19 protein-coding genes are annotated in these 20,545 nt (G+C 63.7%); 16 read left to right on the forward strand and 3 right to left on the reverse strand.

Going from position 1 to position 20,545, the window contains the following annotated elements; translation table 11 throughout:
• Positions 1-37: 37 nt before the first annotated feature.
• On the reverse strand, positions 38-415 hold the full coding sequence (locus HNQ95_RS11505) for a VOC family protein (protein ID WP_182574089.1): 378 nt from the start codon (positions 413-415) through the stop codon (positions 38-40).
• Positions 416-417: 2 nt separating this feature from the next.
• Positions 418-765: an iron-sulfur cluster insertion protein ErpA gene (erpA, locus tag HNQ95_RS11510; RefSeq protein WP_067961606.1), complete on the reverse strand. Its 348-nt coding sequence runs from the start codon at positions 763-765 to the stop codon at positions 418-420.
• 71 nt (positions 766-836) lie between these two features.
• On the opposite strand from erpA, the gene HNQ95_RS11515 reads away from it, so the two are divergent.
• From HNQ95_RS11515 to HNQ95_RS11580, 14 genes are all read left to right on the forward strand, one after another.
• A complete protein-coding gene (locus HNQ95_RS11515) occupies positions 837-2,057 on the forward strand; it encodes a deoxyguanosinetriphosphate triphosphohydrolase (RefSeq protein WP_182574088.1) in 1,221 nt (406 codons plus the stop codon).
• Positions 2,058-2,129: 72 nt separating this feature from the next.
• On the forward strand, positions 2,130-3,887 hold the full coding sequence (argS, locus tag HNQ95_RS11520; protein ID WP_182574087.1) for an arginine--tRNA ligase: 1,758 nt from the start codon (positions 2,130-2,132) through the stop codon (positions 3,885-3,887).
• Between the two features lie 106 nt (positions 3,888-3,993).
• Positions 3,994-7,239, forward strand: a complete 3,246-nt coding sequence (locus HNQ95_RS11525; RefSeq protein ID WP_182574086.1) for an SPOR domain-containing protein — start codon at positions 3,994-3,996, stop codon at positions 7,237-7,239.
• 112 nt (positions 7,240-7,351) lie between these two features.
• Positions 7,352-7,537, forward strand: coding sequence for a hypothetical protein (locus tag HNQ95_RS11530; protein ID WP_067961615.1), 186 nt, complete (start codon positions 7,352-7,354; stop codon positions 7,535-7,537).
• Positions 7,538-7,602: 65 nt separating this feature from the next.
• On the forward strand, positions 7,603-8,403 hold the full coding sequence (locus tag HNQ95_RS11535) for a segregation and condensation protein A (RefSeq protein WP_067961616.1): 801 nt from the start codon (positions 7,603-7,605) through the stop codon (positions 8,401-8,403).
• Entirely contained in the window at positions 8,400-9,134 is a 735-nt protein-coding gene (scpB, locus tag HNQ95_RS11540; RefSeq protein WP_067961618.1) for an SMC-Scp complex subunit ScpB, read from the forward strand. The genes HNQ95_RS11535 and scpB overlap by 4 nt, the downstream gene beginning before the upstream one ends.
• A gap of 39 nt (positions 9,135-9,173) precedes the next feature.
• The gene (locus HNQ95_RS11545; RefSeq protein WP_182574085.1) at positions 9,174-10,277 is read left to right on the forward strand and encodes an ABC transporter ATP-binding protein; all 1,104 of its coding nucleotides are present in this window, start codon (positions 9,174-9,176) and stop codon (positions 10,275-10,277) included.
• Positions 10,278-10,312: 35 nt separating this feature from the next.
• The gene (locus HNQ95_RS11550) at positions 10,313-10,531 is read left to right on the forward strand and encodes a twin-arginine translocase TatA/TatE family subunit (RefSeq protein ID WP_115732237.1); all 219 of its coding nucleotides are present in this window, start codon (positions 10,313-10,315) and stop codon (positions 10,529-10,531) included.
• A 32-nt stretch (positions 10,532-10,563) separates the two neighbouring features.
• Positions 10,564-11,268 (forward strand): Sec-independent protein translocase protein TatB, encoded by a 705-nt coding sequence (gene tatB / locus HNQ95_RS11555; protein ID WP_154384051.1) that lies wholly within the window; start codon positions 10,564-10,566, stop codon positions 11,266-11,268.
• Positions 11,265-12,155, forward strand: coding sequence for a twin-arginine translocase subunit TatC (gene tatC, locus HNQ95_RS11560; protein WP_182574084.1), 891 nt, complete (start codon positions 11,265-11,267; stop codon positions 12,153-12,155). Before tatB ends, tatC begins: the two co-directional genes overlap by 4 nt.
• 55 nt (positions 12,156-12,210) lie before the next feature.
• Entirely contained in the window at positions 12,211-13,515 is a 1,305-nt protein-coding gene (gene serS, locus HNQ95_RS11565; protein WP_154384052.1) for a serine--tRNA ligase, read from the forward strand.
• A 1-nt stretch (position 13,516) separates the two neighbouring features.
• Complete coding sequence (surE, locus tag HNQ95_RS11570; protein WP_067961627.1) at positions 13,517-14,275, forward strand: 5'/3'-nucleotidase SurE; 759 nt, start codon at positions 13,517-13,519, stop codon at positions 14,273-14,275.
• Positions 14,272-14,925, forward strand: coding sequence for a protein-L-isoaspartate(D-aspartate) O-methyltransferase (locus HNQ95_RS11575; RefSeq protein ID WP_154384054.1), 654 nt, complete (start codon positions 14,272-14,274; stop codon positions 14,923-14,925). The genes surE and HNQ95_RS11575 overlap by 4 nt, the downstream gene beginning before the upstream one ends.
• 178 nt (positions 14,926-15,103) lie before the next feature.
• Positions 15,104-16,405 (forward strand): M23 family metallopeptidase, encoded by a 1,302-nt coding sequence (locus tag HNQ95_RS11580; RefSeq protein ID WP_154384055.1) that lies wholly within the window; start codon positions 15,104-15,106, stop codon positions 16,403-16,405.
• Between the two features lie 136 nt (positions 16,406-16,541).
• Here HNQ95_RS11580 and HNQ95_RS11585 read toward each other — a convergent pair whose 3' ends face one another.
• On the reverse strand, positions 16,542-17,414 hold the full coding sequence (locus HNQ95_RS11585; RefSeq protein WP_154384056.1) for an ATP-binding protein: 873 nt from the start codon (positions 17,412-17,414) through the stop codon (positions 16,542-16,544).
• A gap of 181 nt (positions 17,415-17,595) precedes the next feature.
• On the opposite strand from HNQ95_RS11585, the gene yajC reads away from it, so the two are divergent.
• Together yajC and secDF are read left to right on the forward strand one after the other, a co-directional pair.
• Positions 17,596-17,937: a preprotein translocase subunit YajC gene (yajC, locus tag HNQ95_RS11590; RefSeq protein ID WP_067961635.1), complete on the forward strand. Its 342-nt coding sequence runs from the start codon at positions 17,596-17,598 to the stop codon at positions 17,935-17,937.
• 50 nt (positions 17,938-17,987) lie between these two features.
• The gene (gene secDF, locus HNQ95_RS11595) at positions 17,988-20,543 is read left to right on the forward strand and encodes a protein translocase subunit SecDF (RefSeq protein WP_067961636.1); all 2,556 of its coding nucleotides are present in this window, start codon (positions 17,988-17,990) and stop codon (positions 20,541-20,543) included.
• Positions 20,544-20,545: the final 2 nt, after the last annotated feature.

Consider the following 20,545-nt stretch of genomic DNA (forward strand, 5'->3'; position numbering starts at 1 on the left):
CGCGACGAGATGGAGTGGTTCAGAGGAATGCGCAAGCCTATTTGCGCTCGACCAGCCCGATCGTGTTGCCGGCGGGGTCCTTCAGGAAAGCCATCCACTCGCTCTCGCCGGCAGGGCCGAATTCGCCCGCCGCATCGCGGTGGACGAGCGTGGGTGCCGTGGTGAACGCCACGCCATTGTCGGATGCGGTTTCGTAAAAGGAGTCGAGGTCGTCTATGTCGAGATAGACGGTCGCCTGCGGTATGCCGCCGGTGAAAAACAGCCTGATGCCGCCGACGATGATGAAGGCGATGCCGGGCGGGTCGTAGCGGGCGTGTACGGGAAGGCCGAAGACATCGAGCCAGAAGGCAAGCGTCGCGTCGATGTCGCGACCGGCCGAAAGCGCCACCTGACGGAGCGCTTGCGGCCTGCGCATGACTAGATGGAGAAGCTGGTGCCGCAGCCGCAGCCGGCGACCGCGTTGGGGTTCTTGATCTGGAACGACTGGCCCATCAGGTCGTCGACGAAATCGACGACCGAGCCGCCCATATAGACGAGCGACAGGTCGTCAACGAGCAGCGTCGCACCATCGCGTTCGATGGCGACGTCGTCGTCGTTGCGGCCTTCGACGAGGTCGAACTTGTAGGAAAAACCGGAGCAGCCGCCGCCTTCGACCGAGATGCGCAACGCGATCTTGCCCGGATCGCCGGCGACGATCTTGGCTATCCGCTTCGCTGCGGCTTCGGTCATGTCGACCTTCATGGCGGTCTTGGCATCAGCGCCCATTGGCGTCACCTTGCTTTCAGTTTCTTATGATAGGTATGAAGCCACCTGGGGCAAGTCAACAGGTGGGGAGTATGGCAGGCGAACGGCAACTTGGCGATATCGGCTTCGGCTACCGGCCGCGCGCGGCCTATGCCTGCGATCCCGCGGCCTCGCGCGGCCGCCTGTTCGACGAGGTTGAAAGCCCGACACGCACGCCGTTCCAGCGCGACCGCGACCGCATCATCCATTCGACGGCCTTTCGTCGCCTCAAGCACAAGACTCAGGTGTTCGTTGCCCATGAAGGCGATCATTTCCGCACCCGGCTGACGCACACGATCGAGGTGGCGCAGATAGCCCGCGCCCTGGCGCGTGCGCTGCGCTGCGACGAGGATCTCGCCGAGGCGATCGCGCTGGTCCACGATTTCGGCCACACGCCGTTCGGCCACACCGGCGAGGACGCGCTGAACGACAAGATGGCGGCCTGGGGTGGCTTTGACCACAACGCCCAGTCGCTGCGCGTGGTGACACGGCTGGAGAGCCGTTACGCCGAGTTCGACGGTCTCAACCTGACCTGGGAGACGCTGGAGGGGCTGGTCAAGCACAACGGCCCGCTGACCGACGCCACCGGCAAGGGGCTGAAGGGCCCCGTGCCGCAGGCGATCCGCGACTATTCCGAGTTGCATGACCTCGAGCTCGACCGCTTTGCCAGCCTGGAGGCGCAGTGTGCCGCGATCGCCGACGACATCGCCTACAACACCCATGACATCGATGACGGGCTGAGGGCAGGGCTGCTGACCCTCGAAATGCTTGACGACGTGCCACTGCCGGCCGCGATCCTGCGCGGCGTGCGCGAGCGTTATCCCGCGCTCGACCCAATGCGCACCGGTCACGAACTGATGCGGCGCCAGATCACCATGTTCGTCGAGGACGTCATCTCCACCGCGACCGCAAGGATCGCGCGCCTGGCACCGCAAAGCGCCGATGAGGTGAGGAACGCGGGCGAGGTCATGGTGACCTTTTCGGGCGAGATGACGGCTTCGGAGAAGGAGTTGAAGGCTTTTCTCTACCGCAACATGTACCGGCACTCCGAGGTGATGCGGGTGCGCGCCAACGCCGACCGCATCGTGCGCGACCTGTTCGACGCCTATTACGCTGATCCCCGCGCCATGCCCGAGGGCTGGCGTGAGGGGCTCGACAGGGCCGAGGATCGCATCAAGGCACGCGCCGTCGCCGATTTCCTGGCCGGCATGACCGACACCTATGCGGTCAAGGAGCACCGACGCTTGTTTGACCATACGCCCGATTTGGTTTAGGCCGGGCGAAATCATCATTCAGTGGAATGTCACGTCAAAAGTGACGTCGAAGCGTCCTACGAAAGCCCAGAAATGAACATTTTCGCCGATTTCAGCGAGCGGATTACCAAAGCCGTCGAAGCGCTTGATTTGACTCCGAAAGAGGGCGGCGCGCTCGACCTGACGCGCATTGCCGTCGAGCCGCCGCGCGATGCGACCCATGGCGATCTGGCGACGAATGCGGCGATGGTGCTGGCCAAGCCGACCGGGCAGAACCCGCGCGCGCTGGCTGAACGCCTTGTGGCGGAGCTGTCCAAGGATGCCGACGTCGCCAAGGCAGAGGTTGCCGGCCCGGGCTTCGTCAATCTCAAGCTCCACGACAGCTTCTGGCAGAAGCACCTGGCTGACTTGCTTTCGCGCGGCACCGACTACGGCCGCTCCGGCTTCGGCAAGAAGAAGCGCGTCAACGTCGAATACGTCTCGGCCAATCCGACCGGGCCGATGCATGTCGGCCATTGCCGTGGCGCGGTTGTCGGTGATGCGCTGGCCAACATCCTCGGCTTTGCCGGCTACGACGTGACCAAGGAATATTACATCAACGACGCCGGCGTGCAGATCGACGTGCTCGGCCGCTCGGTAATGCTGCGTTATCGCGAAGCCCTCGGCGAGCAGATCGGCGAGATCCCTGCCGGCCTCTACCCGGGCGACTACCTTGTGCCGGTCGGCCAGGCGCTGGCCAAGGAATTCGGCCGCGACCTGCTGCAGAAGCCCGAGGAAGAAGCGCTGGCGCTGATCAAGGATCGCACCATCGATGCGATGATGGTGATGATCCGCGAGGATCTGGCGCTGCTCGACGTTCGCCACGAGGTGTTCTTCTCCGAGCGCACGCTGCATGCCGACAACGCCAAGGCGATCCGCTCGGCGATCAGCGACCTGACACTGAAGGGCCATGTCTACAAGGGCAAGCTGCCGCCGCCCAAGGGCGAGAAGCCTGACGACTGGGAAGACCGCGAGCAGACTTTGTTCCGCTCGACCGAGGTCGGTGACGACATGGATCGCGCCCTGGTCAAGTCGGACGGCGCCTTCACCTATTTCGCCGCCGACGTCGCCTACCTCAAGGACAAGGTCGACCGCGGCTTCGAGGAGTTGGTGTTTGTGCTTGGCGCCGACCATGGCGGCTACGTCAAGCGCATGGAAGCGCTGGCGCGTGCCGTCACCGACGGTGCGGTCAAGCTCGACGTGCTGCTGTGCCAACTGGTCAAGCTGTTCCGCGACGGTGAGCCGGTGCGCATGTCCAAGCGGGCAGGGGAGTTCATCACGCTGCGCGAGGTCGTCGAGGAAGTTGGTCGCGACGCGATTCGCTTCATGATGCTCTACCGCAAGAGCGATGCGCCGCTCGACTTCGATTTTGCCAAAGTCACCGAGCAGTCCAAGGACAATCCGGTGTTCTACGTGCAGTACGCATCAGCGCGCTGCCACTCGGTGTTCAGGCAGGCAAAGGAGCAGCTCGGCCAAGCAGAGTTCGCGCGCGCCGGCCTGATCGGGGCTGTCGAAAGGCTGACGGACGAAGGCGAAATCGCACTCATCAAAAAGCTTGCCGAGTATCCGCGCCTGATCGAGTCGGCCGCACAGTCGATGGAGCCGCACAGGCTGGCATTCTATCTCTACGACCTCGCAAGCACCTTCCACGGACACTGGAATCGTGGCACGGACAACCATGACTTACGGTTTGTTAAGGTTAACGATCCAGAATTGACCTATGCCAGACTCGGGCTGGTGCAGGCTGTTTCGGACGTTTTGACGTCAGGCCTGGCGTTGATCGGAGCGGATGCGCCGACCGAAATGCGCTAGGTTTTCCGGAGCTGAATGTCACCTTTTGCCCACATTGCGCTGGTAAGGGCCAACCTTACGCGACGTTCACTGCGTCCGAAAAAAGTGCGAGAGTTCGGGAAAAAGAATGGCAGACAGAACCCAGCTGAAGATCGCAGACAAGAATGACTTCGCCGACGAAGATCCCTTCGCCGAATTGACGAGGATCATGGGTTTCGACCCGCGCCAGCCAGTGGTGCGCCAGGATGTTGGTGCGCCCGCTGAGCGCATCGAACCGGCTGTCGACGACGACTTCGGCATTGATCTGGAGAAGGAACTGCTCGGCGAGCTGGCCGGCGACGATCTCGTCGCGGCGCCCGAGCACGTTGCCCCCGCGGCATATGTTCAGGCAAACGAACCCTCGTCCTACACGCCCGTCGAATCGTCGGTTCCTTACGCGCTGACCGAAGAGCGCGCTCGTGAGCCGGAATTCGCCTCCGACGCGTCGTTCGACGATGCCGTTGCCGCGAGCTTCGAGGATTTCTCGCTCGAGGATGAGCTGCTTCATCCCGGAGAGCGGGCTTATGCTGCCGCACCTGCCTATGAGCCGGCGCCTGAAGTCAATTTCGCTCCGGAACCCGTTTTCGCTCCTGAGCCCGCTTTCACGCCCGAACCGTCCTTCACGCCTGAGCCCGATTTTGACGACGCGGTTGCTGCGTCCTTCGAACAGGAATTCTCGATGGAGGACGAACTGCTGGTGGCCGATGAGCCTGCCGAGCAGGTCGCTGCGCCGGTTTCTTATTCGACTTCGACCGAAGTCGATCTCGATGCCGAGTTTGACGTCGCCCTTGCCGATGTCGACATGGATTTCGCGGCTGTTGACGATGACAACTATGCTGTTGAAGCTGTCGCTGACGATCAGCTGACGCTGGGCGAATACCAGCCGGCCGAGCCGGAAATCGCGTTCTCGCATGCCGATCTGGTCGAGGAGCCGCAGGCGGTTGCAGCACCTGTCGCGCAGGCCGAGGACTATGACGAGTTCGAACGCCGCCTGCAGGAGGCGCTGCGTGACGAAAAGCCCGCCTATGAGCCTGCCGTCGCTTATGAAGCGCCAGCCGTCGAGTCGGTGGTCGAAGCGCCGGTCCAGGAGATCGAGGTCGCCCAGGTCGCGGCTCCGGTGGCATCTGTCGAAGACACCAGCCTCGAAGACGAGCTGAACGCACTGCTTGGCAATATGAGCAGCCAGGCCAAGGCGCTGTCCGAGCCGACGCCGCTTCGCGTCGTCGAACCGGTTGCTGTTGAGCCAGAGCCCACCTTCGCAAGCTCGCTGTGGGCGCCCGAGCAGCCTGCCGAAGAGCCGGCGCAGGCTTATGACGACACCGACTATGCGCCGTCCTACGACGCGCCGGTCGAGGAATTCGTGGCCGCCGAGGAAGCGGCTCCCGTCCAGGCCGATGCCGGCTATTCCGAGCCGAGCTACGATCACCAGGCCGACATCGACGTCAGCTTTGATGACGACGCCTTCGACATGGCGCTCGAGCGCAGTGCCGTGGCCGAGGTGGCGGAAGTTGCAGCGCCGGCAGTTGCCGTCTCAGCAGCCGCTGCTGCCGCAGCGCCGATGCGTCCGCTTGCGGCCTCGCGCTACGAGCAGGCCCGCAGCTGGGGCCTCGGCACGCCGGTTGCGCCGCGCGCTGCCGCACCAGTTGTAGCAGCCCAGTCGAGCTACCAGCCGGAAGCAATCCAGCAACCGGATGCCTATGTGCCGGTCGCGCCGACCTACGAGCCGCAGGCCGAACCCGTGGCCTATGCGCCCGAAGCTTATGCACCGCAGGCCGAACCCGAGGCATATGCGCCAGCTGAGCCCGAGGTCGATGATCTGGAAGCCGAGCTTTTCGCCGCCGTTTCGTCCTTCGACGATGCACCCGATATCGAGACCGTCGATGTGCCGGAAAAGGCCGTCGCGCTCGCCGACGACCTCGACATTCCCGAGTTGTCGTTCGAGGATGACGCGCCGCCGGCTCCGGCCTATGACGATCTCGACGGTGAATTCTCGAACCTGATGAACGAGATGAATGCACCGGAGGTTACCAAGCCGGCCGCGTCGTCGAACTATGCGTCGAATCCCTATGCCGACGGCTTCGATCGCAAGACGCTGCGCGATGGCGATGCATCGCAGCCGATCGAACTGGCAGGTGCGGCCGCAGCCGGTGCCGCAGCGATGTATGCCGGCCGCCAGCCGGCCGATGACCGCCTGGGTGGCTTCGACCTCGGCGGCATGCAGCAGAGCCAGTCCAATGCGCCGCGCCAGCAGGCCCAGGCCGACGAGTTCGACTACGATCCTGATTTCGACGAAGCGATGGAAACGCTGCCCGGTTCGCCGGCAGCCCGTCCGGCACGTCGCGGCATGATGATCGCCGCAATCGTCGGTGCGGTCGCGGTTGTCGGCGGCATTGGCGCCTTCGCCCTGTCATTCGGCGGCGGCGAGGGGGCAGGCGCCCCCGTCATCGTCAAGGCCGACGAGAGCCCGATCAAGATCAAGCCGGAAAATCCGGGCGGCGCAACCGTGCCGAACCAGGACAGCAAGGTTTATGACCGCGTCGCAGGCGGCTCGACCAATGGTGCTCCGGCCCAGGACAAGCTTGTTACCAACGCTGAAGAGCCGGTCGATCTCGCGGCACAGGAAGCCGAGGCGAACATGCCCGAGAACCTGCCGCTCAACGGAGACGATGTCGCCGCTGAACCGACCGCGAAGTCGGAAGAGCGTGTCGCGCAAGTGCCACAGGCCGATCAGCCCGACGCCAGCACCGAGACGGCTGCTGTTGCTCCGCGCAAGGTCCGCACCATGGTGGTGAGGCCTGATGGCACGCTGGTGCCGCGCGAAGAACCGGCCCCGGCCGTTGTTGCCGCAACCGAGCCGACCGATCCGGCACCGCAGCGCGTTGCCGAGCCGGCAAGCGAAGCCACCGGCACCGTCCCGGCACAGCCGGCGCTGGCGCCTGTCGCCAAGCCTGCGCAGTCGGCCAACACCCCGTCAACCGCTCCGATCGCGCCACAGCGCCCGTCCGAGCAGCCGGTCGATGTCGTTGGCGAGGTCAAGCCTGACCAGGTGGCAGCTATCGCGCCGTCGGCCCCGACGACGGCTGCAGCATCCGGCGCCTGGGCCATGCAGATCGCCTCGCAGCCGAGCGAAGCCGCCGCGAAGTCGACCTATGCCGATCTCGCCCGCCGCTACGGCAGCGTGCTGAACGGCCGCGAAGTCAGCATCGTCAAGGCCGACATCGCCGGCAAGGGCACGTTCTGGCGTGTTCGCGTACCTGCCGGCACCCGCAACGATGCGGTCAGCCTGTGCGAAAGCTACAAGGCCGCCGGCGGCAACTGCTTCGTCTCGAAGTAAGCGAGCCACACCCAAATCGGAAAACGGCGCAGCCTGGCTGCGCCGTTTTCGTTTTCAGGCCCTGACGATGCGCACGATTCTATGTCAGGTCAAAAGGCGCTAAGCTCTTGGCATGACCGAATCACCGCCTGACACGTTGGGGACGCGGCTTTCTGGGGATTACCGGGCAAAGACCGCGGCAATCCTTGCGGCGGATGCCGATCTTGTCCTTCACTGCAAAATCGCCGGCAAGTTGCATGCCCGCGCTGAAACCGTGCAGCAGGCGGAATTCGGACACACTTTCGAGGCAGTTGCATAGCCTCTCAAGGAGAAGGCACGGAATTGGCGGAAGCATTGGAAAGCAAGGCGCAAAAGCCAGCACCGATGGACCGTCTGTGGGCGGAGAACGCTGACGACCGCATGACTGACGATCCGTCGCTGGTCGTTGATGTCGCCGGCTTCGAAGGCCCGCTCGATCTTCTGCTGCACCTGGCGCGCAGCCAGCGTGTCGATCTGTCCCGCATTTCCATCCTGGCCCTCGTCGAGCAGTACCTGACCTTCGTCTCGCAGGCGCGGGCCCTGAGGTTGGAGCTCGCCGCCGACTATCTGGTCATGGCGGCATGGCTCGCCTTCCTCAAGTCCAAGCTTTTGATCCCCAAGTTGCCGGGCGACGAGGGCGAGAGTGGTGAAGAGCTGGCCGCCGTGCTGCAATTCCGCCTGAAGCGCCTGGAAGCGATGCGCGATGCCGCCTCTCGGCTGGTCAACCGCAACCGGCTCGGTCGCGATGTCTTTCAGCGCGGGGCCCCCGAACTGGTCATTATCGACAAGCGCAACGAGTACTCGGCCTCGTTGTTCGATCTCTTGAGCGCCTATGCCGGCCAGCGCCAAAGGCAGGCGATTACCAATGTGCAGATCGCCAAGCGCGGTGTCTGGTCGCTGAAGGCAGCACGCGAGATCCTGACCCGCATGGTCGGCGAACTGAAGGACTGGACTGCGCTCGATCATTTCCTGATCCGCTACATGACCAGCCCCGAAGAGCGTGCAACGGCGATCGCCAGCTCGTTTGCCGCCAGCCTGGAAATGGTCCGCGACGGGACCGTCGAAATCCGTCAGCACGAGCCGTTTGCGCCGATCTACCTGCGTGAACGCCAGGCCGCGGCCCCGCAGACCGAAGGTGCGTCATGACCGAAGGATCAAATGTCGTCCCGTTTGCCCTCGACGACGAGGACGAGGAGACTGTCGAGCGCAACCCGGCGGCACGGCTGCATCTGGCCGAGGCTGTGCGTATGGCGGAAGCCATCGTTTTCGCCAGCGCCGAGCCGGTGAGCGAACGGCAGCTTGTCGCGCGCTTGCCGGAAGGCATCGACGTTCCCGCCGCCATGGCCGAGTTGCAGCGCATCTACGAGCGGCGCGGCGTCAATCTGGTCAAGGTTGCCGATTCCTGGGCGTTCCGTACTGCCGGCGATCTTGCCTTCCTGATGAGCCGCGACACCATCCAGCAGAAGAAGCTGTCGCGCGCCGCCCTCGAAGTGCTGTCGGTCATCGCCTACCATCAGCCTGTGACCCGCGCCGAGATCGAGGATATCCGCGGCGTCGAGACCTCGAAGGGCACACTCGACACCCTGATGGAAACCGAATGGGTGCGCATGCGCGGCCGGCGCAAGACGCCGGGCCGGCCGGTGACCTATGGCACGACCGACAAGTTCCTCGACCATTTCGGCCTGGAGGAGATCCGCGATCTGCCCGGCATGGAAGAGCTGAAGGGGGCAGGGCTGTTGTCGTCGCGCATGCCGCCCGGCTTCTCGGTGCCGCTGCCGCCGTCCGATCCTGACCTGCTCACCGACGACGAGGACCCGCTCACCGACATCGACCTGGAAGAGCTCGGCCTGTTGACACCCCGCGCCACAGATGATTGACCCGCGCCGGTGTGGAACCGGCAGCAGGAGGTCGATCCTGTGACGACAAATCAAACCCAGACGGCAGCGCGTGTCACTGCGGGCGTGACCTTCGCCGCGCGGTTGGCTTTTGAGGACATTCGCCATTCCTTCGGCAATGGCTCGGAGACGCTACGCGAGGTCAGTCTTGCCGCCGAGCCGGGCGAGGTGCTGTGCCTTCTAGGGCCGTCGGGCTCAGGCAAGACGACGCTGCTCCGGATTGCCGCCGGCATCGAGGCGCAGACCTCCGGGCGCGTACTGCTGAACGGCAAGGAAATCGCTGGTCCTCAGGTGTTCCTGCCGCCGGAACAGCGCTCTATCGGCCTGGTGTTCCAGGATTTTGCGCTGTTTCCGCATCTGACCATCCTCGACAACGTCCGCTTCGGGCTGACCGCGCTGTCGCGCGAGGAGGCCAGGAAGGAAGCGCTGATCGCGCTCGCCCGCGTCGGGCTCGAACATTACGCCGACAACTATCCGCATGCCTTGTCGGGCGGCGAACAGCAGCGCGTGGCTCTAGCTCGCGCGTTGGCGCCGCGACCGGCGGTCCTGTTGATGGACGAGCCGTTCTCCGGGCTTGATTCGCGCCTCAAGGATTCGGTGCGCGCCGAAACCCTGGCAATCCTGCGCGAAAGCCGGGCGACTGCCATCGTCGTTACGCACGATGCCGAAGAAGCGATGCGCATGGGCGACCGCATCGCGCTGTTGAAGGACGGCAAGCTGGTACAGACGGGCAGGGCGGAAGACCTCTACCTCAAGCCGGCAAATCTGTTCGTCGCCGGCTTCTTTTCCGAGCTCAACGTCTTTCCAGCCACTGTTCTGGACGGTTATGCCGCGACCCCGGTGGGCGAGGTCGAAACAGCCGTTTCAGACGGCGCGGACGTGCTTGTCGCCGTGCGCCTGACCGGCATCGACGTCAGCGAGGACACCGGCGAAACGCAGGCCCGCATCATTTCCAGGCGCTATCTAGGCGTCGTCGAACTGCTTGAACTCGCGGTGCCGGGCGCCGAGACGCCGGTGCGGGCGCGCATACGCTGCGGCGCTTTGTCCGCAAAAGCACGTGATATATGGCTGTCGCTTCGGAAAGCGGATGTTCTAGTGTTTGAATCCGGAAGCGAAAGAGCCTAGATCAATCGCAGGGAAACTGTTCAAGAGAGAGTTCAATGGGTTCGTTTTCAATCTGGCACTGGCTGATCGTTCTGGTCGTCGTGCTGCTGCTGTTTGGTCGTGGCAAGATCCCGGAACTGATGGGCGACATGGCCAAGGGCATCAAGAGCTTCAAGAAGGGTATGTCGGACGACGAAGCCGATGACTCCAAGACGGTCGAGCACCGCAATGATGAGACCGTGAATTCGACCAAGGAAAAGGCCAGCAAGAGCTGACCATCGTCTCTTGCTAGCCGGATCGCACCGACATGTTTGAAATCGGCTGGACCGAAATGCTGGTGATCGCGGTCGTCATGATCGTGGTCGTCGGCCCCAAGGATTTGCCTAAGATGCTCCGCACAATGGGGCGGATGACGGCCAAGGCTCGTTCCATGGCGGGCGATTTTCAGCGCCAGTTCAATGAGGCGCTGAAGGAAGCCGAGCTCGACGACGTCAAGAAGTCGGTCGACGAACTGCGCGGTCTCAACCCCGCGCAGCAGATCAGGAAGCAGCTCAATCCTTTCGAGCAGGCGGCTTCCGATGTGCGTGCCGGCCTCGACGCGGCGATGAAGCCGTCACAGCCGGCGCCGTCGGCTGATCCTGCCGTGGACGCAACGCATCGGGCCGAACCGCTGAAGAACGGCGCAACCGTCATGCCAGACGTTGCCGGGCCGGACGCGATGCCTGCCACATCACCGGTGTTTCCGGCCGCCGAGGTCAAGGCCACGCCTGTTCCTGCGCCAGCGGTTGCAGCCAAAGCCGAAGAGCCGAAGGCAGCGACCAAGCCCAAGGCCGCGGCTAAAGCTGTTGCCGCGCCCAAGCTTGCCGCAAAAGCCCAGGCTTCGGTAGCAACGACCAAGGCACCCGTGGCCAAGTCCGCTCCGGCTAAGGCGCCGGTAGCCAAGGCTGCATCGGCCAAGGCTGTTGCGCCCAAAAAGACCGCCAAGACGACCAAAGCAGGAAAAGCCTCGTGAGCGCCGAAGACGACGAAATCGAGAAGTCCTCGGCGCCGCTGATCGAACATCTGGTCGAATTGCGCACCCGGCTGATGTGGTCCATCGGCGGTTTCTTCATCGCCTTCCTTGTCTGCTTCTTCTTTGCCAAGCAGCTGTTCAACCTGCTGGTCATCCCGTTCAAATGGGCGACCAACTGGGCCGGGCTCGATCCGCACAAGGTCGAGCTGATCTACACCGCGCCGCAGGAATTCTTCTTCACGCAGATCAAGCTCGCCATGTTCGGCGGCCTGGTGATTGCATTCCCTGTCATTGCCTCGCAGATCTACAAGTTCGTTGCACCCGGTCTCTACAAGAACGAGCGCGCGGCCTTCCTGCCGTTCCTGATCGCTTCGCCGGTGCTGTTCCTGATGGGCGCGTCGCTGGTCTATTTCTTCTTCACGCCGATGGTGATGTGGTTCTTCCTCGCCATGCAGCAGGCCGGCACCGACGACCAGGTGCAGATTTCTCTGCTGCCCAAGGTGTCGGAATATCTCAGCCTGATCATGACGCTGATCTTCTCCTTCGGCCTGGTGTTTCAGCTGCCCGTCGTGACGACGCTGATGGCGCGGGTCGGAATGGTCAGTTCGCAAGGGTTGGCCGACAAGCGCAAATGGGCGATCGTCATCGCTTTCGTGGTTGCGGCAGTGCTCACCCCACCCGATCCGGTAAGCCAGATCGGCCTTGCCCTTCCCACGATCCTTCTTTACGAGATTTCCATCTGGACCGCCCGGATGATCGAAAAGAAGCGCGAACAGGAACGTGTGGCGCGCGAAAAGCAGGATGCGGACGACAGTGCCGCGGCCCCGCAATCGCAAGCAGCATCCACTTCGCTCGAAGGCACAGGCAGCGCCGACAAGGCCGGCTGACAGCCCGATCCGCCGGCGCGGTCGTTCGACAACTGCCGCGACCGGAACCTTATAAATGCTTGATATCAAATGGATTCGCGAGAACCCTGAAGATCTGATCGAAGCGCTGATGAAGCGCAGTCAGTCGGCGGATGCGGCAAAGTCGGCGGTCGAGGACCTGATCGCCAAGGACGAGGCGCGGCGCGCCCATGTCTCGAAGTTGCAGGAGGCGCAGGAGCGCCGCAACGCCGCCTCGAAAGAGATCGGCAACGCCATGCGCAATGGTGATTCCGCCCTTGCCGAGAAGCTGAAAGCCGAAGTCGCCGAGATCAAGGGCTTCATCCAGGATGGCGAAGGCCGCGAGCGCGAGCTCGACAAGGCGCTCGACGCAGCCCTGGCCGTGATCCCCAACGTGCCGCTCGAAGACGTGCCCGTCGGCAAGGACGAAACCGGCAATGTCGTGCTGCGCACCGTCGGCAAGGTGTTGCCGCGCCCGAACTGGGTGAAGGAGCATTTCGAGATCGGCGAGGCGCTCGGCCTGATGGATTTCGAGCGCGCCGCGAAGCTGTCCGGGGCGCGCTTCACCGTGCTCAAGGGCCAGCTGGCCCGGCTCGAACGCGCCCTCGGTCAGTTCATGCTCGACCTGCACACGTCGGAACACGGCTACACCGAAGTGCAGCCGCCGCTTCTGGTGCGTGACGAGGTGCTGTTCGGCACCAACCAGCTGCCCAAGTTCGAGGAAGACCTGTTCTTCGTGCCGCATGGCGAGAGCCGGCTCGGCCTGATCCCGACCGCCGAGGTGCCGCTGACCAATCTGGTGCGCGAGGAAATCCTGGCCAACGAGCAGCTGCCGCTGCGCATGACGGCGTTGACACCGTGCTTCCGTTCGGAAGCAGGCTCTGCCGGTCGCGACACGCGTGGCATGCTGCGCCAGCACCAGTTCTACAAGGTCGAGCTGGTCTCGATCACGGACGCCGACAGTGCGCTGGCCGAACACGACCGCATGACCGAATGCGCTGAAGAGGTGCTGAAGCGCCTCGGCCTGCCGTTCCGCACCATGGTTCTGTGCACCGGTGACATGGGCTTCGGCGCGCGCAAGACACACGACATCGAGGTCTGGCTTCCCGGCCAGAACACCTATCGTGAAATCTCGTCCTGCTCGGTCTGCGGCGACTTCCAGGCGCGCCGCATGGATGCCCGCTACCGTCCGAAGGAAGAGAAGGGCACGCGTTTCGTGCACACGCTCAATGGTTCGGGCGTTGCCGTCGGCCGCGCGCTGATCGCCGTCATCGAGAATTACCAGAACGAGGATGGCAGCGTAACGATTCCTGAAGCGCTGCTGCCTTACATGGGTGGCCTGACCAAGATCGAAGCGAAGTGACATGCGCATTCTGCTGACCAACGACGACGGCATCCACGCCGAAGGCCTGGCTGTCCTGGAGCGGATCGCCAACCAGCTGTCGGACGATGTCTGGGTGGTGGCACCGGAAACCGACCAGTCGGGTTATGCGCATTCGCTGTCGATCTCGGAGCCGCTCAGGCTGCGCAAGATCAGCGACAAGCATTATGCCGTGAACGGCACGCCAACCGACTGCGTCATCATGGGCGCCCGCAAGATCCTGCCAGAGCCGCCGGACCTGATCCTTTCGGGCATCAATTCGGGTCTCAACGTTGCCGATGACGTGACCTATTCGGGCACGGTGGCGGGTGCCATGGAAGGTGCTCTGATCGGCATCCGCTCGATTGCGCTGAGCCAGGCCTATATCTATGAAAACGACGAACGCATCGTGCCTTACGAGACGGCCGAAGCGCTGGCCCCGGCCTTGCTGCGCAAGCTGATCGCCACGGAACTGCCGATCGGCGTGCTGCTCAACGTCAATTTCCCGAATTGCCCGCCCGAAGAGGTCACCGGACCTGTGGTCGCCAGCCAGGGCAAGCTTGCCTACGGCATCTGGGTTGAGGAGCGCCGCGACGGCCGCAGCCTGCCATATTACTGGCTGCGTTTCGGCCGCGATGAGCCGGAGGTGAAGCCGGGCACGGATCTGCACGCCGTGCGCAACAAGCAGATTTCGGTCACGCCGCTCAAGCTCGACATGACGGCGCATGAACTGCGCGATCAATTGGCCAAGGCTATTGCATGAATATGATGCCGGACGACCGTGAGGGCTTCGCCGCCTTTCTTCTTCGCCTGCGCGGGCGCGGCATCGTTCCGAAAAATCTGATCGCCGCCTTCGAGGCAACGCCCCGTCGCGACTTCCTCGCTGGCCAGTTCCATTCCATCGCCTGGTCGGACCGCATGCTGCCGATCGAATGTGGCGAGGCGATCGAAGGCGCCGATCTCCAGGCGGCGGTCATATCAGCGCTCAACATCGAACAGGGAAACCGTGTGCTCGAAGTCGGTACGGGTTCCGGCTACACAGCCGCGGTCATGGCGCGGCTTGCCGGCCGGGTCGTCACCGTCGAGCGTTTCAAAACCCTGACCGATCTGGCGCGCCAGCGCTTCGAGATGCTCGGCCTTGGCAATGCGCTGGTCCGCCAGGCCGACGGTTCGAACGGCCTGCCGGGCGAGGGGCCGTTCGACCGCATCGTCGTATGGGCTGCCTTCGACAGCCATCCGCGCATGTTCGTCGACCAGCTGTCGAGCGGCGGCACCATGATCGCGCCGATCGGCCCGGAAGAGGGCGAGCAGGTGTTGTGCAAGCTGACCAAGATCGGAAGCCGCTTCGAGCGCGAAGACCTCGGCGTCGTCCGCCTGCAGCCGCTGGCCCGCGGCGTCGCTGCCGTCATCTAAGTCGGCACCACCCACATCGCTGCTATCTGCGCGCAGCCGGGGCCTTCAGCCCGCCTCGGAAAGCGTCTTGTCGCGAGCTGGCGAAGCTTTTGATTTATTTGATCCTCTTAACCGGCCAGTAACATTAACGCGCTTTAATCAAGCCTAGTTGGTATCGGGTAAAGCGCGGGTCAGTGCGATGCGTTTCAGTATTTTGAAGGCGAATAGACGCTCTCTGGCGCGCGGCGGCGCCGTTCTGCTGGTTGCCGGCATGGCCGCAGGGTGCAGTTCCGGAGTGTCGCGATTTGGCGGCGGTGGTGTCGATGACATCTTCACCGCATCGACGCCGAACCAGCGTTCGATCATCAACCAGCAGCCGCAGCAGCAGCCATTCCCTGGCGATGCCCAGATGGCGACGCCGGTTGCCTCGGCCAGTGCCGGTTCGGTCAGTCGCGGCAGTCTGCAGCCGGTGTCGTCGCAGCCTCTGCCGGCACCAGTCGCCCAGGCGCCAGCGCTTGCTCCGGCTCCAGTTCGTACCGCCCAGGCTCCGGCTCAAGCCCCGGCATTGGCACCTGCGCTGGACAATAGGTCGACCGGCGCGATAGCCCAGCCGCAGACGGCGCAGGACAATACGCTCAAGGTTCCGGGCAAAAATCCGCAGCCGGCCACCTTGCCGAGCAACAAGGTTGCGGTGCTGCCGCAGCAGCCCAAGACCAAGGAAACCGCAACCGCGCAGCTCGGCTCGCCGACCGACAGCAATGCCAAGCCGGCAGGTGCCGGCGGCGGCTACAAGGTCGTCGAAGGCGATACGCTCAACCGTATCGCCAAGAAGCTCGGCGTGTCGACGGCGGCACTCAAGGAGGCCAACAGCCTGCAGGACGGCCGCATCCGGATCGGCCAGACGCTGAAGGTGCCGGCTGGCGGCGCGACCTCGACTGTTGCCAAGGCTGCACCCGCCGTCGACCCGGTCGTTACCGCAACCGCTGCCACAGCCGCTCCGAAGCCGGCCGTTGCCGCGGCCAAGCCTGCGGCCGAAGCTCCCGCCGTTGCGGCCTACACGCCGCCGAAGAAGGACAAGCTGGTGCAGCAGGCCGAGGAATCGGCCGAGGCAGCGCCAAATGCCACCGGTATCGACCGCATGCGCTGGCCGGTGCGTGGCCGCGTCGTTTCCAACTACGGCAAGGGCGGCGGCAAGTCGAATGACGGCATCGACATCTCGGTGCCCGAAGGCACGCCGGTGAAGGCTGCCGAAAACGGTGTCGTCATCTATGCCGGCGACGGGCTCAAGGAATTCGGCAACACGGTGCTGGTGCGCCATGAGAACGGCCTCGTCACCGTCTATGGTCACGCAAGCTCGCTCAAGGTCCAGCGCGGCCAGAAGGTCAAACGTGGGGACGAGATCGCGCTGTCAGGCATGAGCGGTTCGACCGATGCCCCGAAGCTGCATTTCGAAGTGCGCAAGAACTCCACGCCGGTCGATCCGAGCGGCTACCTCGAATAGGCACTGGAGCCACGCATCGCTTTCCGAAAATCGTAAGGGGTTTTCGGATCGATGCCGGCGCGGGTCGCGTGACCTCCATCAGTCCCGCCATATCAGCCCGTCCCGACCAGGGCCGGGCATTTTTCGTTTGGAGGGTTCAGTCTTTCAGCGGCTGGCCCAGGCGGCCGGCGAGGTCCTGGATGAACTGCCAGGCAACGCGGCCCGAGCGGCTGCCGCGCGTCGTCGCCCACTCCAGCGCCTCGGCGCGCAGGGTCTCCGGATCATTGTCGAAGCCGTGGTAACGGGCATAGCCGTTGACCATCTCGAGATATTCGTCCTGCGAGCATTTGTGGAAGCCGAGCCACAGGCCGAAGCGATCGGAGAGCGAGACCTTTTCCTCGACAGCCTCCGACGGGTTGATCGCCGTCGAGCGCTCATTGTCGATCATGTCGCGCGGCAGGAGATGCCTGCGGTTCGACGTTGCATAGAAGATGACGTTGGCGGGCCTGCCCTCGACGCCGCCTTCGAGGGCCGCCTTGAGCGACTTGTACGAGGTGTCGTCATGGTCGAACGACAGGTCGTCGCAGAACAGGATGAAGCGAAAGGGCGCCGCCTTGAGAAGGTTCATCAGCTTGGGCAGGGTGTCGATGTCCTCGCGGTGGATCTCGATCAGCTTGAGCGGCGTTGCCGTCTTGCCCGAGGCGTTGATCGTGGCATGTGCTGCTTTGACCAGCGACGACTTGCCCATGCCGCGCGCACCCCACAAAAGCACGTTGTTGGCAGGCAGGCCGGCGGCGAAGCGCTCGGTGTTGTCGACGAGGATGTCGCGGACGCGGTCGACGCCCTTGATCAGGCCGATGTCGACGCGGTTGACCCGCAATACGGGTTCGAGAAAGCCCGGATCGGCCGCCCAGACATAGCAGTCGGCGGTGGCGATGTCGGTTTCGGGGACGGACGGAGGCGCAAGCCTGGTTACCGCAGCGATCAGAAGATCCAGCTTGGAGTTGAGCGCTTCGATGGTCTTTTCCATGGCCGATCCCGTTAGTCTCTAGACATTACCTGTGCGCGACGCTGTAACACGCTCAAATTGCGCGGAAAAGCGCCACGGCTTGGGCCAAGCGTAGTTGCATTGGTGGCATGAGCGACTATATTCCGCGCACATTTCCGGGGTCCCGATGTGCGGTATCCCGATACTTTCTCAGGAGACATTCATGTTCGTCACGCCGGCATACGCACAGGCCGCCACCGCGGGAGCGCCCGACGTTCTCATCAGCATCTTGCCGTTTGTGCTGATCTTCGTGGTCATGTATTTTCTGATCATCCGCCCGCAGCGCACCCAGTTGAAGAAGCGCGGCGAGATGCTTACGGCGATCCGCCGCGGCGATACGGTCGTCACCGGTGGTGGCTTCGTCGGCAAGGTGAGCAAGGTCATCGACGACCACGAGCTCGAGATCGATCTGGGCAATGGTCTCAAGGTGACGGCGCTGCGTGCGACGATTTCCGACGTTCGGGTCAAGGGCGAGCCGATCGCCAACCAGAACGCCAAGAAGTAATCGTAGGCGGGCGATAAGCACCGCGATCACGCCTTATCGGACGAGGCCAAATGCTCTATTTCTCGCGCTGGAAGACAATCTCGATCTGGGCCGTCGTGCTCCTCGGGGTGCTCTTCACCATCCCGAACATGCTGACCCAGTCTCAGCTCGATTCCCTTCCGGGGTGGTTTCCCAAGCGGGCACTGACGCTTGGCCTCGACCTGCAGGGCGGTTCGCACATCCTGCTGTCCATCGACCGGCAGGACCTGGTCGATGAACGCCTGCAGGCGACCCGCGACGACATCCGCACGCTGCTGCGCGACGCTAAGATCGGCTACACCGGCCTGACCGGCACCGGCACCACGGTGCAGGTGCGCATCAGCGATGTGAACGAGATCGATGCGGCCAAGACGGCGCTCGCGCCGTTGGTTGCGCCGTTGTCGTCGAGCATGTTCGGCACCGGTACCGTGAGCGAGCTGTCGCTCGAGGAGCCCGAGGCCGGGCTTCTGCGCTACACGCTGACCGAAGGCGGCATCGACTACCGCGTCAACAATGCCGTGACCCAGTCGATCGAGGTCATCGGCCGCCGCGTCAACGAGCTCGGCACCACCGAGCCGATCATCCAGCGCGCCGGCGCCGACCGCATCCTGGTCCAGGTTCCGGGCCTTCAGGATCCGACCCGTCTCAAGGAAATCCTCGGCAAGACCGCCAAGCTGACCTTCCAGATGGTCGACCAGTCGATGTCGCCGCAGGAGGCCCTGCAGGGCCGCCCGCCGGCAGGCTCGACGGTCATGTATTCGCAGGACGATCCGCCCGTTCCCTATCTGATCGAAAACCGCGTCATCGTGTCGGGTGAAAACCTGACCGACGCGCAGGCGACCTTCGACCAGCGCACCTCGGAAGCCGTCGTTTCCTTCCGCTTCGACGGCAAGGGCGCATCGCGCTTCGGCCAGGCCACCCAGCAGAATGTCGGTCGCCTGTTTGCCATCATCCTCGACAACCAGGTGATCTCGGCACCGCGCATCAACGAGCCGATCCTCGGCGGTTCGGGTCAGATTTCCGGCAGCTTCACCGCTGAAAGCGCCAATGATCTGGCAGTGCTGCTGCGCGCCGGTGCGCTGCCCGCCGACCTCACCATCGTCGAGGAACGCACCGTCGGTCCGAGCCTTGGCGCCGACTCGATCGCCGCCGGCAAGTTCGCCTCGGTCATCGCAGGCATCCTCGTCGTCGGCTTCATGCTGGTCGCCTATGGCACGCTCGGCATCATCGCCAACATTGCGCTTGCCGCCAACGTGGCGCTCATCATCGCGATCCTGTCCATCCTGGGTGCCACGCTGACCATGCCCGGCATTGCCGGCATCGTGCTGACCGTCGGCATGGCGGTCGACTCCAACGTCATCATCTACGAACGCGTGCGCGAAGAGCGGCAACTCGGCCGATCCCTGGTACAGTCGCTGGACTCGGGTTTTGCCCGCGCGCTGGCGACTATCGTCGACGCCAACTTCACCACCTTCATCGCCGCCCTGATCCTGTTCTATCTCGGTTCGGGTCCTGTTCGCGGCTTCGCTGTCACGCTCGCCATCGGCATCTTGACGACCGTTTTCACCGCCTTCACCCTGACCCGCTGGCTGGTTTCGATCTGGCTGCGCCGCGCCAAGCCCAAGGAACTGCCCAAGGGCCTGGTGCGCTTCGTGCCCGACAACACCAGCTATCCGTTCATGTCTTGGCGGCGCCATGCCTTCACCCTGTCCGCAGCGGCGTCGATCCTGGCGGCCGTGCTGTTCTTCTCGATCGAGATGAATTACGGCATCGACTTCCGCGGCGGCACCAGCATCGAGGTGCAGTCCAAGAGCGGTACCGCTGACTCGGCCGCCGTCCGCGCCAGGCTGAGCGAGCTCAACCTCGGCGACGTTCAGGTGCAGGAGTTCGGCGCCAACAACACGCTACTGATCCGCGTCGAGGGGCAGAATGCCGGCGACAATGCCGAGCAGAGCGTGGTCGAGAAGGTGCGCGGCGAGCTTTCCGCCGAGTACGATTTCCGGCGCGTCGAATCGGTTGGACCGACGGTGTCGAGCGAACTGGCCTGGTCGGGAACGATCGGCGTGCTCGCCGCCATGCTGGCGATGCTGATCTATATCTGGTTCCGCTTCGAATGGCAGTTCGCGCTCGGTGCGATCATCGCGACTGTGCACGACGTGACGATGATGGTCGGGCTCTATGTCATAACCGGCATCGAGTTCAATCTGACCAGTATCGCGGCCATCCTGACGATCGTCGGCTATTCGATCAACGATACCGTCGTCGTGTATGACCGCGTCCGAGAAAACCTGCGCAAGTACAAGAAGATGCCGATCGAGCAGCTGCTCGACCTGTCGATGAACCAGACGCTGTCGCGTACCGTGCTGACCGGCGTGACGACGCTGTTGGCCCTGGTTTCGCTCTACCTGTTCGGTGGCGAGGTCATTCAGTCGTTCACGCTGGCGATGATCTTCGGCATCCTGGTCGGCACCTACTCGTCGATCTTCGTCGCTGGTCCGCTGCTCATCCTGTTCAGGCTGCGGCCTGAAGGCGCGGACGACATGGGCAAGCCGGCCGTGCCGGCCGGTGCCCAGCCGACCAAGTCGTAAGC

Origin of the sequence: Aminobacter ciceronei, from assembly GCF_014138625.1 — a bacterium.
In the GTDB taxonomy this organism is placed as follows: domain Bacteria; phylum Pseudomonadota; class Alphaproteobacteria; order Rhizobiales; family Rhizobiaceae; genus Aminobacter; species Aminobacter ciceronei.

Bases quoted from the DNA above. Each gene is read 5' to 3' on its own strand.
- serS (WP_154384052.1), top strand. From the start codon at position 12,211: ATGCTTGATATCAAATGGATTCGCGAGAACCCTGAAGATCTGATCGAA.
- surE (WP_067961627.1), top strand. From the start codon at position 13,517: ATGCGCATTCTGCTGACCAACGACGACGGCATCCACGCCGAAGGCCTG.
- argS (WP_182574087.1), top strand. From the start codon at position 2,130: ATGAACATTTTCGCCGATTTCAGCGAGCGGATTACCAAAGCCGTCGAA.
- HNQ95_RS11525 (WP_182574086.1), top strand. From the start codon at position 3,994: ATGGCAGACAGAACCCAGCTGAAGATCGCAGACAAGAATGACTTCGCC.
- HNQ95_RS11530 (WP_067961615.1), top strand. From the start codon at position 7,352: ATGACCGAATCACCGCCTGACACGTTGGGGACGCGGCTTTCTGGGGAT.
- HNQ95_RS11535 (WP_067961616.1), top strand. From the start codon at position 7,603: ATGGACCGTCTGTGGGCGGAGAACGCTGACGACCGCATGACTGACGAT.
- HNQ95_RS11505 (WP_182574089.1), bottom strand. From the start codon at position 415: ATGCGCAGGCCGCAAGCGCTCCGTCAGGTGGCGCTTTCGGCCGGTCGC.
- HNQ95_RS11515 (WP_182574088.1), top strand. From the start codon at position 837: ATGGCAGGCGAACGGCAACTTGGCGATATCGGCTTCGGCTACCGGCCG.
- HNQ95_RS11585 (WP_154384056.1), bottom strand. From the start codon at position 17,414: ATGGAAAAGACCATCGAAGCGCTCAACTCCAAGCTGGATCTTCTGATC.
- HNQ95_RS11550 (WP_115732237.1), top strand. From the start codon at position 10,313: ATGGGTTCGTTTTCAATCTGGCACTGGCTGATCGTTCTGGTCGTCGTG.
- secDF (WP_067961636.1), top strand. From the start codon at position 17,988: ATGCTCTATTTCTCGCGCTGGAAGACAATCTCGATCTGGGCCGTCGTG.
- HNQ95_RS11575 (WP_154384054.1), top strand. From the start codon at position 14,272: ATGAATATGATGCCGGACGACCGTGAGGGCTTCGCCGCCTTTCTTCTT.
- scpB (WP_067961618.1), top strand. From the start codon at position 8,400: ATGACCGAAGGATCAAATGTCGTCCCGTTTGCCCTCGACGACGAGGAC.
- erpA (WP_067961606.1), bottom strand. From the start codon at position 765: ATGGGCGCTGATGCCAAGACCGCCATGAAGGTCGACATGACCGAAGCC.
- HNQ95_RS11580 (WP_154384055.1), top strand. From the start codon at position 15,104: ATGCGTTTCAGTATTTTGAAGGCGAATAGACGCTCTCTGGCGCGCGGC.
- yajC (WP_067961635.1), top strand. From the start codon at position 17,596: ATGTTCGTCACGCCGGCATACGCACAGGCCGCCACCGCGGGAGCGCCC.
- tatB (WP_154384051.1), top strand. From the start codon at position 10,564: ATGTTTGAAATCGGCTGGACCGAAATGCTGGTGATCGCGGTCGTCATG.